This is a genomic window from Pradoshia sp. D12, assembly GCF_008935075.1.
Classification (GTDB): Bacteria; Bacillota; Bacilli; order Bacillales; family Pradoshiaceae; genus Pradoshia.
This window is the reverse complement of the sequence record NZ_CP044545.1, coordinates 3,306,325-3,320,011: the sequence shown is the minus strand read 5'-3', so window position 1 is coordinate 3,320,011 and position 13,687 is coordinate 3,306,325. Positions and strand designations below refer to the sequence as shown.

Annotated in this window: 17 protein-coding genes and 1 pseudogene; 12 read left to right on the top strand and 6 right to left on the bottom strand. The window is 36.2% G+C overall.

The genetic code is table 11. The annotated features are described in order from the left end of the window. Window positions 1–267 precede the first annotated feature (267 nt). The 3 genes and pseudogenes from F7984_RS16020 to F7984_RS16010 all read left to right on the top strand — a co-directional run bounded on the left by F7984_RS16020 (window position 268) and on the right by F7984_RS16010 (window position 3,286). Window positions 268–2,145, top strand: a complete 1,878-nt coding sequence (locus tag F7984_RS16020; RefSeq protein ID WP_140461698.1) for an AMP-dependent synthetase/ligase — start codon at window positions 268–270, stop codon at window positions 2,143–2,145. A 35-nt stretch (window positions 2,146–2,180) separates the two neighbouring features. Further along, window positions 2,181–2,507, top strand: a pseudogene (locus F7984_RS16015) (steroid 3-ketoacyl-CoA thiolase); the annotation flags it as partial. Beyond that, window positions 2,507–3,286: an enoyl-CoA hydratase/isomerase family protein gene (locus F7984_RS16010; RefSeq protein WP_140461696.1), complete on the top strand. Its 780-nt coding sequence runs from the start codon at window positions 2,507–2,509 to the stop codon at window positions 3,284–3,286. The pseudogene F7984_RS16015 and the gene F7984_RS16010, both read left to right, overlap by 1 nt. A gap of 91 nt (window positions 3,287–3,377) precedes the next feature. Here the strand turns inward: F7984_RS16010 and F7984_RS16005 are convergent, their stop codons facing one another. Further along, window positions 3,378–3,851 (bottom strand): hypothetical protein, encoded by a 474-nt coding sequence (locus F7984_RS16005; RefSeq protein WP_139892333.1) that lies wholly within the window; start codon window positions 3,849–3,851, stop codon window positions 3,378–3,380. Between the two features lie 114 nt (window positions 3,852–3,965). Between F7984_RS16005 and F7984_RS16000 the strand changes: the two genes are divergently transcribed. Further along, window positions 3,966–4,163, top strand: coding sequence for a YwbE family protein (locus F7984_RS16000; RefSeq protein ID WP_140461695.1), 198 nt, complete (start codon window positions 3,966–3,968; stop codon window positions 4,161–4,163). Between the two features lie 513 nt (window positions 4,164–4,676). Here the strand turns inward: F7984_RS16000 and F7984_RS15995 are convergent. Then, window positions 4,677–5,030, bottom strand: a complete 354-nt coding sequence (locus F7984_RS15995) for a hypothetical protein (protein WP_225983622.1) — start codon at window positions 5,028–5,030, stop codon at window positions 4,677–4,679. A 120-nt stretch (window positions 5,031–5,150) separates the two neighbouring features. On the opposite strand from F7984_RS15995, the gene F7984_RS15990 reads away from it, so the two are divergent. The 3 genes from F7984_RS15990 (at window position 5,151) to F7984_RS19710 (ending at window position 6,964) form a co-directional block, all read left to right on the top strand. After that, entirely contained in the window at window positions 5,151–5,711 is a 561-nt protein-coding gene (locus tag F7984_RS15990; protein WP_140461693.1) for a peptidoglycan amidohydrolase family protein, read from the top strand. A 396-nt stretch (window positions 5,712–6,107) separates the two neighbouring features. Beyond that, window positions 6,108–6,698, top strand: coding sequence for a tyrosine-type recombinase/integrase (locus F7984_RS15985; RefSeq protein WP_140461692.1), 591 nt, complete (start codon window positions 6,108–6,110; stop codon window positions 6,696–6,698). A 170-nt stretch (window positions 6,699–6,868) separates the two neighbouring features. Then, window positions 6,869–6,964, top strand: coding sequence for a DUF2196 domain-containing protein (locus F7984_RS19710; RefSeq protein ID WP_140461919.1), 96 nt, complete (start codon window positions 6,869–6,871; stop codon window positions 6,962–6,964). A gap of 80 nt (window positions 6,965–7,044) precedes the next feature. Here the strand turns inward: F7984_RS19710 and F7984_RS15975 are convergent, their stop codons facing one another. Next, the gene (locus tag F7984_RS15975; RefSeq protein ID WP_139892335.1) at window positions 7,045–7,782 is read right to left on the bottom strand and encodes a YqcI/YcgG family protein; all 738 of its coding nucleotides are present in this window, start codon (window positions 7,780–7,782) and stop codon (window positions 7,045–7,047) included. A gap of 185 nt (window positions 7,783–7,967) precedes the next feature. Beyond that, window positions 7,968–8,465: a cupin domain-containing protein gene (locus tag F7984_RS15970; RefSeq protein ID WP_139892336.1), complete on the bottom strand. Its 498-nt coding sequence runs from the start codon at window positions 8,463–8,465 to the stop codon at window positions 7,968–7,970. A 441-nt stretch (window positions 8,466–8,906) separates the two neighbouring features. Here F7984_RS15970 and F7984_RS15965 point away from each other — a divergent pair, with 441 nt between their 5' ends. Both F7984_RS15965 and F7984_RS15960 read left to right on the top strand, forming a co-directional pair. Next, window positions 8,907–9,437, top strand: coding sequence for an HD domain-containing protein (locus F7984_RS15965; RefSeq protein WP_066106793.1), 531 nt, complete (start codon window positions 8,907–8,909; stop codon window positions 9,435–9,437). Between the two features lie 183 nt (window positions 9,438–9,620). Further along, window positions 9,621–10,427 (top strand): formate/nitrite transporter family protein, encoded by an 807-nt coding sequence (locus tag F7984_RS15960; protein ID WP_140461691.1) that lies wholly within the window; start codon window positions 9,621–9,623, stop codon window positions 10,425–10,427. A 314-nt stretch (window positions 10,428–10,741) separates the two neighbouring features. Here the strand turns inward: F7984_RS15960 and F7984_RS15955 are convergent, their stop codons facing one another. Further along, complete coding sequence (locus F7984_RS15955; protein WP_140461690.1) at window positions 10,742–10,948, bottom strand: hypothetical protein; 207 nt, start codon at window positions 10,946–10,948, stop codon at window positions 10,742–10,744. A gap of 138 nt (window positions 10,949–11,086) precedes the next feature. On the opposite strand from F7984_RS15955, the gene F7984_RS15950 reads away from it, so the two are divergent. Further along, the gene (locus F7984_RS15950) at window positions 11,087–11,596 is read left to right on the top strand and encodes a GNAT family N-acetyltransferase (RefSeq protein WP_180349988.1); all 510 of its coding nucleotides are present in this window, start codon (window positions 11,087–11,089) and stop codon (window positions 11,594–11,596) included. A gap of 254 nt (window positions 11,597–11,850) precedes the next feature. On the opposite strand, the gene F7984_RS15945 is transcribed toward F7984_RS15950, so the two are convergent. Then, window positions 11,851–12,456 carry a hypothetical protein gene (locus F7984_RS15945; protein WP_139892338.1) on the bottom strand — a complete coding sequence of 202 codons (606 nt, stop codon included), beginning with the start codon at window positions 12,454–12,456 and terminating at the stop codon, window positions 11,851–11,853. A 216-nt stretch (window positions 12,457–12,672) separates the two neighbouring features. On the opposite strand from F7984_RS15945, the gene F7984_RS15940 reads away from it, so the two are divergent. Continuing rightward, the gene (locus tag F7984_RS15940) at window positions 12,673–12,852 is read left to right on the top strand and encodes a hypothetical protein (RefSeq protein ID WP_066106805.1); all 180 of its coding nucleotides are present in this window, start codon (window positions 12,673–12,675) and stop codon (window positions 12,850–12,852) included. Window positions 12,853–13,056: 204 nt separating this feature from the next. Then, window positions 13,057–13,554, top strand: coding sequence for a kinase (locus F7984_RS15935; RefSeq protein ID WP_375138413.1), 498 nt, complete (start codon window positions 13,057–13,059; stop codon window positions 13,552–13,554). Window positions 13,555–13,687 lie beyond the last annotated feature (133 nt).

The window sequence follows — 13,687 nt, the reverse complement described above, 5'->3', positions numbered from 1 at the left end:
TACACTTATGAATCGAGGAGCTAGGAGCCGAAGCTAGATCTCAAGAAAGGCTGGAGTGGCTTGCTCAAAAGCGAGGAGCATAAGACAGAGGCTCGTAGGGGATGAACTTTCCCCGCAGAGGCTATGCTTATGTCCGAGCTTTTAGCCACGGAAGCTAGATCTCGCTAAAAACGGAGACCATGTAAGGTGGACCAAAGACTAAAAACGCCACATCGTGTGGCAACGTCTTCGTGACCCTGCGACGTGTAGGCCTAAGGGAGGTGTTTTATGAAACCTGCAAATTTGGTAGAGATGGTTTGGAGAACAGCCGAAAAAAATTCACAAAAGAATGGTTTTTTGGTTAAAGTAGCAGGTGAATATAAGGGGATCACATACAGGGATTTTTGGATACAGGTTTCACAAACGGCTGCCGGACTGGCACATTATGGGGTTGGCTTTGGTGATCATGTAGCCATATTATCTGATAATAATCCTTACTGGGCTATAAGCGATATAGCGATTATGAGTTTGGGTGCAGTCAGTGTGCCAATCCATTCAACTTTACCATCTGATCAGATTTCTTACATTCTCAGTAATGCAGACTGTAAGTTTCTTTTTGTAGAAAATCAAAAGCAACTGCAAAAGATTCTTGCTAATTCTACTCTCGATAAACTGATTATCTTTTATCCCGGTGATTCCTTAGCAGAAAAGAAAGAAGATATGCTGACAATGGAACAATTAATGTCAGCAGGTGAAAAACATCCTTTATTTAACTGGGAAGATGAGTTCCAGGCAATAACAAGAGATGATTTAGCAACGATTATTCATACCTCGGGAACAACTGGTTATCCAAAAGGTGCAATGTTAACGCATGGAAATATTTTATCAAATGTTGAAGGCGTTCAATTTTGGGTGTTGGAAGCCCGGCCTGACGACATCATGTTATCCCACTTACCACTATCCCACATATTTGAACGTATGGCAGGTCAATTTTTTCCTTTGTCAGTTGGTGCAACAATTGCTTATGCAGAAAATATTGATACCGTACAACAAAACCTTCTAGAAGTACAACCTACCATCCTAGTCAGTGTCCCATTGTTATTTGAAAAAGTATATGCCCAGGCTCAAAAGATGGTCGAATCCGGTACCCCTATTCGCAGAAAAATTTTTGACTGGGCACTTAAAGTCGGAAATACAAGATATAAATATTATTTATCCAGTGCTACAGATGTAATGGTTCGTAAAAGTGAACTACCGAAAGAGTTTAGGAGAAAGTGGAAAATAGCTGATAAACTTGTCTACCAAAAAGTAAAAAAACAATTGGGTGGAAGAATCAGAGGCTTTATATCAGGCGGAGGAGCTTTAAATCCAGAAATCGGGAAGTTTTTCTGGAGTGTTGATCTTCCGGTCCTTGAAGGATATGGCCTGACAGAAACCTCCCCCGTTATCTGCGTAAATCCGTTTTCCAGAACCAAAGTTGGAACAGTAGGAAAACCATTGCCGAACCTGGACGTCCATATCTCAGATGATGGTGAGGTACTTGTTAAAGGCCCAAGTATCATGAAAGGTTACTATCATGATGAAGAGGCTACCAAGGAACACTTTGAAAATGGGTGGTTCAAGACTGGCGATATAGGCGAGTTTGATGAAGATGGCTTCTTAAGAATTGTGGATCGAAAGAAGCGGATTATAGTACTTACTTCGGGGATAAATGTGGCTCCACAGCCTGTGGAAAATGCACTTCACCAAAGTATTTATATAGAAAATGCCGTTTTGGTTGGACAAAATCAGAAGTATGTAATCGTCTTATTAACTCTAAATTATGAAAATCTTAAGAGCTGGTGCAAAAGGAAGGGCATTCGTGGTTCTGTCAATGAGTTGGTTACGAATAAAAAAGTACAGGAATTGATTACGAGAGAAGTAAAATCCAATACTCATAAATTCGCACGCTATGAACAGCCCAAAAAACTAATCATTGTAACGAAAGAATGGACTGTGGAGGGTGGGGAGATGACTCCGTCCTTAAAGGTACGTTTTAAAGAAATAGAAGAAAAGTATAAAGAAGTTATTGAACAAATGTATGAAGAAGACGCATATGCAGAGATCGAGGTAGCTGCTAATGAAGTAGCAGTTGGCCTGTCATTGCCTAAATCGAAAGGAGATTAATTAGTATGTCATTTTCACTGGAAGGAAAAGTAGCTCTTGTTACCGGTGCTATTATCCCGGCAACACAAAAGGTATTGGATAAGGCAGGTCTTTCCATGGATGATATCGATATTTTTGAAGTGAATGAAGCCTTTGCTTCAGTTGTATTAGCATGGGCGAAAGAGCTGAAACCAGACATGGATAAAGTAAATCCGAATGGAGGAGCGATCGCATTGGGCCATCCTCTGGGCGCAAGCGGAGCTCGTCTTATAGCTACTTTACTTAATGAATTGGAAAGAACAAACGGAAGATTCGGACTTGCAACCATGTGTATCGGTTTTGGTCAGGCAATTGCCGTAATACTGGAAAGGGAGGTAGGGTAATGGGGCAAAATTGTTTGTTGGAAGTAACAGATAGGGTGGCAATCATTACGATCAATCGACCTCCCCTAAATACATTGAGCAGAGATACATTATATGAGATTGGCACCTATTTGGATGATATCGAAAACAATCATACAATTAGAGCTATTATAATAACCGGAGCAGGAGAAAAATCTTTTTCAGCTGGTGCAGATGTAAATGAATTTGCAGATTTAGCGGATCCGGAAAAAGCGAGGGCAACGATTCAAGGGATGCATGATCTATTTAACCGAATTGAGTCTTTCTCTAAACCTATCATTGCAAGCATAAACGGTCGTGCGCTGGGTGGTGGGAATGAATTGCAAATGGCTTGCCACTTGGTAATAGCTGCAGACACAGCAGAGTTTGCTCTTCCAGAAATAAAGCTCGGAATTATGCCTGGCTATGGGGGGACCCAACGGCTGCCAAGATTGATTGGCCGCAGGCGGGCTCTTGAATTAATCTTAAGTGGTGAAAAAATTTCGGCGATAAAAGCATTGGAGTATGGTTTAATCAACAAAGTTGTGCCTGCTAAAATGCTGAAGTATGAAACTTTAGCGATTGCAGCCAATTTAGCTGAAGGGCCGCCGCTTGCGCTTAAAGGGATCCTTGATTCTGTGGGGAGAGGTACAGAAGTTTCCTTAGAAGATGGAATCTCAATTGAACTAGAGAATATGCTGAAAATAGCCCGTTCGGAGGATGCGATGGAGGGAATCAGTGCCTTCTTTATGAAGCGAAAGGCAGAGTTTTCAGGTAAATAAATTAGATAGTGTCTGCATGGTCCGTTTATTTGTTGGATTAAATAGGAACAGCCCATTGGATTATGGATTACCAACGGGCTGTTAGGTTCGTTTACTTTACTTTATGGAATCCTTCTTCCATTAAATAAGATTTTGCTTCATTGTAGGATGGGAATGTGCCATCTAGGTTTAAGCCAGCATATACATTCCACATATCCTCTTCTGCTATAACGGTAAGAGTATGTCCTTCGTTATTCCTCCAGATTTCTTCTTCACCTGCTATATCGCCAGCATAATCTTCATAAGGATCAGTAGATAGAAGCTCTATGGATTTAGCTATGATAGTTTCTAATTGCTCAGCGGAAAAATCCTTGATATTCACCAATCCCTTTTGACCCACACGGTACCCAGGAATGCCTTCTGCATAAACGAAACCATTACCGTTTGGATGCAGGTGATAAACAACATTCGATTTATCTAATTTGCTTTCAGGATATTGATAGTTGATACGCCCAAGTGAAACATTTTTACGTTCGAGTTCCTTAAAGGACTCTATAATTGCAATTTTTTCTTCAAAAGTTAACATATTGCCTCCAAAAAAGTGGATTTTACTATTTGTCCATTATACCATTAGTGGATAGATTACGTTATGCTCAATGAATGTATTTATGGATCGAGATAAATAAGGGAGGTTAGAAAAATGAACAATGGAAAGAATCGTAGTGATATACGAGCAGGACTGGAAGTCGATATCGTGTTAAAAAAAGACCAGCGCTCAGGTGCATTAACTCGCGGTATCGTTAAAGATATTTTAACCAATTCAGCAACACATCCGCATGGCATTAAGGTACGGTTAACGGATGGTCAGGTAGGACGGGTTCAAAATATCATTAGATAATAGGGGAATCTGGAAATACCAGTGGCTAATGGAATCAAGATTCATTTAGGATTTCCTTTTAAAATATATAGATTATTCTTATATTTACAGTAATTGATTAGACTATTGTTTATTAAATGCTAAATGATTGGAGAGTATTGGTTACCTAAATATGAATAATTTTAAGTGAAAAGGATAAAATAATAGCTAGAGTTATTAGAGATCCATTAGTATGTCCATGAAAAAGCGACGTAGTTTTAACTACGTCGCTTTTTCATTAGGATTAAATATTTTATATTAAGTTTGAGAATATCTACCTCAGAATATTGGTGGATGTACCGCTTCTTCAACTAAAGCCCCCATTAGTTTAAGTACGTTTCTTCACAAACTAGAACTACACTTCCATTTAGTAAAGGAATGCTGCCCCCTATACTTCCATAAGAATCTTTCTTTATTCCGCTAAACTGCTCCGTTTTTCAGCTGGTAGTTAGCTGAAATGTTCGGAATTAACCGTATGTAAAAAGGGAGATTCTCCTAATATTCTACTCCATTTTCAGTATAAGATTCTAAAATAATTTTTCCATCAGTTTTGTAGTAAAAGTAAGATTTATTATCATCTTTTATTTTTATACTAACCATAAAATTTTTGTCCCCACTAAGATTGGAAATAAATGATTCTCTATAAATAATATCATCTTTACTAAGGTTCTTTTCTTCTATTAAATATTCTATTACATCATTTTCTAAACTATTTTTTTTAAAACTAATATAAAGAAATATGCTACCAATTAAACTAACTAGAATTAATAAAGTAATCCCTAACTTCTTTAACCTCTTCATACAAAGCTCCCTTTCACAATAATAAAGACCGATTTTAACATCATCCATTTTCCTTTATTTCACAATCACGACATAAAAATGGGTCTTTTTTCTATTTTTGAAAAATTTTGTATTTATTATTTTCCAAATAGTGTATAATTTAACTATAACATATAAGGGGGATTTTTGATGCGTAAATTTTACAAAACAGCATTTGCATTTTTATTAGTAACATTTTTTATCTTCAGCACTCAATTAACATCAACAAAAGCAGCAATAAATAACAAACCGGGAGACATAATAATAACTCGTGATACTAGTGCAAGTGGCATAACAGGACATATAGGGATATATATTGATTCAACAAACATTTTACATACTTCTGGTTGGAAATCAGAACCGTATCCAAGGGTTATTTCTGAATCAAAATGGCATGAACGTTATGAAAAAGGATCAAAAGTTGTTAGACCAAATTCTAGTACATTAGGCCAAAAGGCTGCAAATAAAGCAAAAACATACTTCAAAGATAAAAAAATCCCATATAGTCTAACATCAGGAGTAACTAACATCAGCTCGACTTATTGTAGCGAACTAGTTTGGTATAGTTACTATAAAGCCGGGAAAAGTTATAAAGCTTATAACTCAACAGCAAGAGTATATGGAATACCTAGTAGAATTTTGCCATATGCTTATACAAATGTAGCTAACCTTGAATATAATGGTTTCAAATGGGTTGATAATAAATGGTAAAACACTTATAAAGACCGTAACAATTGTGAAAAGGGGGATTCCCCCTTTTTTTTGTTCAAAAGTGTATACACATCCTCCTTGATTAACGCCCCCGATAGCTGAAGACCAAATAAGACGTAAAAAAACGGCCCATCTCTCTTAATGGAGATGAACCTAATAATGCCTCTAAATTCATTATGTTTTGCTAATAACCTCGGTTCCTATATCAACCGTTTTACCAATTAAACTAACTCCTCGGAAGCCGCAAAGGTTATTAGCAGGGTAAAAATAGTTATCATTGTCATCCCTATCATCTCCTTATTATCTTTCGAGAGTGACTTCCATGAAGTCGTCATAGCAATTGAAAGAGTATTAGCGATAAATACACCAATAATCCAATAACTGCTACTAAGGGCAATGTTAATCAAAATTAATAATCCCATTCAATCTATTCCGGCACCAAAAATACCAGAAGAGCTTCCTCGTTACCTAACAAGGATGCAATTAACACAATTAAGGCAACATGTTTCAGGAAAATTGAAGGAGCAAGCAGTAGTTGAGGTTTTATATGCAACCGGTGTTCGTGTAAGCGAGTTGTGTATGATAAAGAAGGAAGATATTAGTTGGTCTGAGCGATCTATTCAGATTAAAAAAGGAAAAGGAAAGAGAGAGCGAATCGTCCTTTTTACGAAAGAATGTGAGGAGTATTTGAATGCATATTTAAAAAATAGACAGGATGACATACCTTTCATATTTTTAAACCATGCAGAGACTGGGCCAACAAACGGTTATGGTATTCAACATTTCTTCAGAAAGTACAGTAAAACACTTGATTTTTATGTATCTCCTCATATAATACGACATACATTTGCTGCCCACCTAGCCATGAAAGGGATGCCTTTAACAAACATTCAAGTGTTACTAGGGCATGAAGAACCAAGGAATACTCAAATTTATACACGTTTATATAACGAAGCCCAAAAGCAAATGTATGATGAGTGGATGTAAAGAATCCCGGGATAATCGCTTTATCCCGGGATTCTAATTTTCTCCCATGCATGTTGGCATTACTTCGGTTTAATATCCAGTAAAACGGATCGGCTGGAATGGGTTAATGCGTTGAAATTGGTATTATGCAAACTAAACAATTTTTCGAAAATCGCTACAAACATTGATATATAAGGGTTTGTGGCGATTTTTTTGGCAAGAGGAATGGAATTAAAGTACGGTTAACGGATGGCCAGGTAGGACGGGTTCAGCAGATTATTAAATAATGTATCGAATCTTGAAGGCGTACAAGCTCCCACTCTATAAAAAAGAAGCTGATTCAATGATCAGCTTCTTTTTTATATGATTATGAATCTTTATGGTGAAATGGACATTTCCCAGCGATTGGTTCTATATCATCACCGATAAAGTATTGCTTCCATTCATTATGGTTTTGATCCCCATAATGACTGATATCCGGATGCTTAGGGAGCTGATCCCATTTCTCTACTCGTTCACGAACTTTCTCTCTGGACATGATTCCGCCTTTTTCAGTCCCTTCAAGTCCTTCAAAAATCATTCGCGGTTGAAAGCCAAGAACTAAACTATTACCGAGGTCACGGGTTTTCCGTTGCTTGTAGGCAGGGCAATTGCCGAAGATAAAGAATGGTTCACCGGCAAAGTGAAAGTCCCAAAGGAAATGTTCAGGATCCTTCGGTTTATCCTCAGGCCAAAGCTTCGGATCATGCTCGTGTAAATACTGTAGGATTCTCCAAAAATAATCTCTATAGTAAGGGATATCGCGTTCCTCTTTTTCAGGTTCAACAAAAACAAATAAACCGTGTCTTATATGAGGTGGATTCTTAAATAGTTCAAGAAAGCTTTCTACTGCTTTTGGAAGAGAGGACCAATCATTATGAGTCATATACGCATAACGGAGTTCTCCTTTATTTTCTGCTTTCATACCAAAGTAACATGGAAATGTTGGGTTTGTAACAATGTTATGAAATGTTTGGTATTCTTCTGTTACCCATTGTGGTACGATTTGTGGATTGGTCATATCTTGTTTTTCTAATAAACTTAAATTTGTTTTTGTATCCGGCATATAATAATTCCCCTATATATTCATTTTAGTAAGTTCTTTATTCCCTATTAATAGTCTTTGAAACATTTTGAAAGACAGTAAAATATTGTTTTGCAGAACGCTAAAAAATCAGGAGATTAATCGCTGAACAATTTAAAGTCACACTACTTTATCAAACGGTATAACATGCATATCTTCTTTTGAAATTATACCTGCCACTCTTTTATCAGAGGACCATCCTTACCGTTAATAGGATCAGTCTTTGGGATGGGAACCTTGCTAATTTCCTCTAATACTTCAGGACGTTCATTTTCTTTCCCGTATTTAGTGTTATAGTCCATCCCATTTGGATAAGCTCCAACGACAGAAAAGTCAGAGCTGGCTCTAAGGCGTTTATGGCCGGTTCCGGCTGGAAGAATAATCACATCACCTGACTGAACATGAATCTTCCTTCCTGTTTCACCGCCAATCATAAGGGTGGCTTCACCTCTAATAACCCCTAGTACCTCATGAGAATTACTGTGATAATGATGATAGTCAAATACCCCATTTGTCCAACTATTTAGCCATTGATTTTCATTAAATAGGCTTTCCATAGTGGATTCAGGGCTGTCTACAGCTTGATTATATAGAATGACTGGTAAGTTTGGATTATTAGGTATCCTACCATCATCCTCGAAGAAAAAAGTTTGATACTGATTCATTTGTACTCCTCCTCCTGTATTCACAAAATTCCCTTTTTAGATGATGATAAACAAGTCAACCTGGATATTTTTGTGTGGGAGTTTTTCGGAAATACTTATGTTTTTTCTAAACTAGTATCTGCCCAACTACGAATTTTGCCGTTTTTAAAGACAGGGCATGAACATACAATAATGAATAATAACTTGGTCCATGTTAATATCTTGACAAGCTGCCACGGTTTTCCAAGATTAGCGATAATACTAGCCATAAAGTGCAAAAGAATGAATGCGAATAAGGGTGTAAAGGAAGGCTGATTGTAAAATTTCGTTTAAAAGTACAGAAACAAGATAATTTTATAGAATAATAAATTCCTTTTAAACAGTGAAGTATCCATGCTATAATGCACAAAAATATATATTTATCTCTATAAATATACAAAAATAACCAGGGAGGGAGACCTTATGAGAGAAGTAACTTTACTTGATATATTTGAGCATCGCATTGCTCAAAAATATTTAAATCGTTCTGGATTGGCACATGCAATTGCCGTTGCTTACCATGCCTTTCATTTAGCGAAAGAACAGAATATCGATGTCGATTCTGCAGCAAAAGCAGGTCTGCTCCATGACATTGGACATTTTACTTGGTACCGTAATGGTAAATGGGATTATGATTTATATAGAAAGAACGATATACATCCAATTAAGGGCGCTGAAAGAGCGCATAAATTATTAATAAGGCTTGGTGAAAATCCGGTTCAGGCGAAAACGATCTCCCTCGCAATTTTATTTCATACAGATTCCTTTTTACCTTCAAATGATATTGTTAGAACACCTCTTCAACAGATTGTTAAATGGGCAGATGAAAAAGATGAAGAGGAAGGCGGCCTTCACCATTATCGGAAGATTGAGTATGAAAGAGCGAAAGCCAGTATTATAAAACTCGATTCCATGATTGATGAAGAATTAAAAGAACATAAAAAAATGATATAAATTAAATCCCCATCTGTAAAAAACGGAGGGGATTTTTTAGTTAACATCATTAGAATTTGAATTATTCATAAAATGTTCTCTTTAAGCATTTCTAAAATACGAATATAATAAACTTGGATAGATTGATAATTATTTCCATATGATGATGTGGAAGACGTATTACATAGATTGGAGAGAACATACATGAGTTTCAAAACTCCACAGGAAATTGCCATAGCAGCAGTAGAAGCAGGTGTGAAGAAGACCAGTTTACCTTTAACAAATTTATTACTATTGGGATTTTTGGGCGGTGCTTATATATCTGTGGGTTATTTACTATATATCCGAGTAACCGCAAGCTTGCCTGAAGACTGGGGGACCTTTGGAACATTTATTGGTGCATCTGTTTTCCCACTTGGACTTATTTTAATTTTAATTGCAGGCGGAGAATTATTGACTGGTAATATGATGGCAGTGCCAATGGCCTGGCTTGCCAAACGGATTCCTTTCTCACGATTAGTTCACAATTGGTTTTGGATTACGATTAGCAACTTCGCAGGTGCTATTTTTGTAGCTTATTTCTTTGGCCACTTAGGAGAGTTTACAGCCAGCGGTGTCTTTCTCGAAAAAACGGTGGACGTGGCTGCTCATAAAATAGATGTTGATTTTTGGCCGGCTCTTATTTCAGGTGTTGGTTGTAACTGGCTTGTGGCATTAGGTGTTTGGCTTTCATACAGTGCAAACGATATCGCAGGAAAAATAGCAGGGATATGGTTTCCAATCATGGCATTTGTAGCAATTGGCTTTCAGCACGTAGTAGCGAATATGTTTGTGATTCCGGCAGCAATATTTGAAGGTTATTTTACCTGGATGGATTATTTTAATAACTTTGTACCTGTCTTTTTGGGGAATGCCATAGGCGGATCTATTCTTGTTGCTTTTGTTTACTGGAAATCCTATAAATCCTATATAAACCCTACCACCAAGAAAATAAAATCGGAAAGTATGTAACAATTGTGAGAGGCAGTCGGTCGTTTCACTATATGATACTCCTATAATATGTTCAAAAAACACTTAGATTTAATAAAATCCGTGTTTTTATTTCATCTGTTCCATTTTGGGCTAGATAATCATGCCGATCAACGCCATCCCATATTTATAAAAGTGTAGTAGTATTACTGCATAACCATGTTACCTAAATATGAAGAAAAAGGGCTAAACAACATAGCGCCTTTTTCAAGTTTGCAGTCAAGAATATTATTTTGTTATTTAAGCCTATGATGAACGTGGGAATCAAGATAGCCTGTCTTATATTAAAAAACAGTTCAATCTTCTTCACTCTGTCGGGCAGCCCATAGAACAATGGCTAATATCATAAACAATATTTCCATTAAAGGATCGTTTGTTACGGCTTTTAATAGCACTAAAAGGATGACCCCGTTTACAGGATGTTCGTCTGTCAGCATAATCACAATAATATCCAGCAGCGGGAGGGCGAAATCCAATATATTTAAGTCATTTTCAGATTCCATTCTTACAGTCCCTTCCGTTTTTTTATCATCGTATTCGAAATAAATGAAGAAGTGCGTTTTTGCTGAGACAAAGGGCGTAGGAAAAGAGCGTGGCAGGATACATATCTAAATAATTAGAAGCAAGTGGAGAGTGATAATTTGAGTATTGAATTGCTCAAGGCAGATGAAAAGGATGCAGCAGCTTTATTTGCCATCCAACGCAAATCGTTCATGCCTTTATTAGAAAAATATAAGGATTACGATACGAATCCTGCAAATGAAAAAGTAGATCGGCTGATCCTACGATTAAACAATCCTAATGGTGTATTTTATAAAATTATGTTCAATAAACAGCTAGTTGGAGCCATTAATATTCTGTGGAGAGAGGGGACCGAAGAATATAAAATCAGTCCCATGTTCATTTTACCTGAATATCAGGGGATGGGAATTGCACAGGAAACAATAAAAATCATTGAAGATTATTATTGCAAAGCAAAAAGCTGGGAACTGGCCACGATAAAAGAAGAAGAACGGAATTGTCATCTATATGAAAAAATGGGTTATATAAATACCGGTGAACTCCGAAAATTAAATGAGAATACAACACTGATTTTCTATAAAAAGCTTATGGAAGAGCAAGCAGTAGGTCATAAAAGTGAAGAAAGATAATTAATCAATTGTATTCAAATCTGGGGAAAGGCTATTTATACCTTCTTTAAAAATAAGTTATTATCTCCCCTTAACTGAAGATTCTCGGTGTTTTATCGAGATGAAATTTTTTTAAAATAAATTGCTCCGAAGAGGAAATAGTATAAGAGAGGGAACCAATTGAATTGTTTTACGAAAAGCAGAATTTGTATAGTGGAAATACTATTCATTCATGAAAAGAGCTGCCTTCATCGGGAAGACAGCTTAAAATTGGCTTACTTATTCTCTTCTGTTTTATTCTCATCTGTTTGGATATCATCCGGATAAACGATGGTATCAAATGTTTTGGAGGTTTCTTCGTTCTTTAGCTGGAAGGTAACCTTATAATCATCTTCATTTACACCATTAAATAATTGATAGTACAGTGATTGATAAGCTAAATTGAAGAAGGCAAATCCGTCCATACTGCTGTTTTCATAAAGCTCCTGATCCATTTTAATCGTATACTCTGTAAATGATTTATTGTGTTCTATCTTTTTAATTGAAGGAAAGTCTTCATCGGCTTCTATTTCTTTAATGGAAGTGTCTATTGTATCTCCCATCTCTTTCAGCATTTCCTTATGCTTAGATTTGGACATTTTATATGTAACCGATCCATCATCATTTACAATTACTTCTTTTACCCCGTCCTCTTTAGCCTCTTTCTTTAGTTTCACCATATCTGTGTCTTCAAAAAATGATGCAGGTAATGTCACTTCAACATTTACCATTCCCTTATTGACATCCACATTATCGGAATTTTTATTTTCCTCATCCTTTGATGAGCAAGCAACCAGCATAATACTCAATACTAATAGAAAGAGCAGTTTACCACTTTTCATTATGAACCCCCTGAGATGTAATTAATCTTTTATTAACGTAACAAATTTAATAGGTAGTATCTAAATATTCACCGAAAAATATATACTGAAGATTTTGGTAAATTAACTAATGTAATACTTATTTTATGGATAGTAAATAGATTTGATACACAAAAGCATTATAGATAATATAAGAAAAACTTCTATGTTAGAATAATCACAAAGGAGGCAGATGCTATGAATACAGTTCCCTTAATAATTGCTGTTATTGCAGGTATTCTTTATGGTTCCGTACGTTCCGTGAAAAATCAAAATAGTAAAGATGAATCTGCAAAGAAGGAAGCAGGCCTTTACTTACAAAGTATTGTGGTTTGTATTGCTGTTTATTTAATAGTGAGCTTCGTTCAGAGTATCTAAAGACTATACATATTCACTTAAGTAAGGATTTTGATCTAAATTTAAAAGACCGTTTAAGCAGTAGAGACATAAAGTCGCTTTCCTAATTTATAGGAGGCGACTTTTTTACTTAGATGATAAAAAGGAAAATGATTAATCATACCGAATTATTATTTTCATAAGAGGCTTATAGAGAAATAAAAAACATAATAGGGAATGGGATCGATGGAATCAAACTTAATTATTCTAAGAGGAAACTCCGGAAGTGGAAAAACAACCATTGCTAAAAGCATTCAAGATCAGTTAGGAAAAGGTACCCTGTTAGTTTCTCAAGATAATGTTCGGCGTGAGATGTTGAAGGTCGAGGATAGAGAAGGGAATCTTTCGATTGATTTGATTCGTCAAATTGCTGAGTATGGGAAAGGGAGATGTGAACACACCATTGTTGAAGGAATTCTGAATAAAAGTCGCTATGGTCAAATGCTAAATGACTTAATCCAGTTCTATGGCGGAAAGGCATATATCTATTATTTTGACTTGTCATTCGAAGAAACGGTAAAACGTCATCTCTCACGTGATAAAAAGGAAGAGTTCGGTGTAGATGCTTTACGAAAATGGTGGACCCCAAATGATTATTTGGAAGTGGAAAATGAAGTGAAAGTAACAGGTCATTTAACACATACCGAGATAGTGGATTTGATTTTAACACAACTGCAAGAGTGATGATGATAGCAGGGAGTTAACCTATAGAATTGAGATACATTAGATCACTGCCTTTGAATAATCTATATTATTTAGAAGTCCGATATGTAAAAACTTTTTGACATTTATGATGAGTATGGATACAATGAAAATG

Bases quoted from the DNA above. Each gene is read 5' to 3' on its own strand.
- F7984_RS15940 (WP_066106805.1), top strand. From the start codon at position 12,673: ATGAATACAGTTCCCTTAATAATTGCTGTTATTGCAGGTATTCTTTAT.
- F7984_RS15960 (WP_140461691.1), top strand. From the start codon at position 9,621: ATGAGTTTCAAAACTCCACAGGAAATTGCCATAGCAGCAGTAGAAGCA.
- F7984_RS15970 (WP_139892336.1), bottom strand. From the start codon at position 8,465: ATGAATCAGTATCAAACTTTTTTCTTCGAGGATGATGGTAGGATACCT.
- F7984_RS15955 (WP_140461690.1), bottom strand. From the start codon at position 10,948: ATGGAATCTGAAAATGACTTAAATATATTGGATTTCGCCCTCCCGCTG.
- F7984_RS15985 (WP_140461692.1), top strand. From the start codon at position 6,108: ATGTTAATCAAAATTAATAATCCCATTCAATCTATTCCGGCACCAAAA.
- F7984_RS15995 (WP_225983622.1), bottom strand. From the start codon at position 5,030: ATGGATGATGTTAAAATCGGTCTTTATTATTGTGAAAGGGAGCTTTGT.
- F7984_RS16020 (WP_140461698.1), top strand. From the start codon at position 268: ATGAAACCTGCAAATTTGGTAGAGATGGTTTGGAGAACAGCCGAAAAA.
- F7984_RS16000 (WP_140461695.1), top strand. From the start codon at position 3,966: ATGAACAATGGAAAGAATCGTAGTGATATACGAGCAGGACTGGAAGTC.
- F7984_RS15935 (WP_375138413.1), top strand. From the start codon at position 13,057: ATGGAATCAAACTTAATTATTCTAAGAGGAAACTCCGGAAGTGGAAAA.
- F7984_RS15990 (WP_140461693.1), top strand. From the start codon at position 5,151: ATGCGTAAATTTTACAAAACAGCATTTGCATTTTTATTAGTAACATTT.
- F7984_RS15965 (WP_066106793.1), top strand. From the start codon at position 8,907: ATGAGAGAAGTAACTTTACTTGATATATTTGAGCATCGCATTGCTCAA.
- F7984_RS15945 (WP_139892338.1), bottom strand. From the start codon at position 12,456: ATGAAAAGTGGTAAACTGCTCTTTCTATTAGTATTGAGTATTATGCTG.
- F7984_RS15975 (WP_139892335.1), bottom strand. From the start codon at position 7,782: ATGCCGGATACAAAAACAAATTTAAGTTTATTAGAAAAACAAGATATG.
- F7984_RS16010 (WP_140461696.1), top strand. From the start codon at position 2,507: ATGGGGCAAAATTGTTTGTTGGAAGTAACAGATAGGGTGGCAATCATT.
- F7984_RS16005 (WP_139892333.1), bottom strand. From the start codon at position 3,851: ATGTTAACTTTTGAAGAAAAAATTGCAATTATAGAGTCCTTTAAGGAA.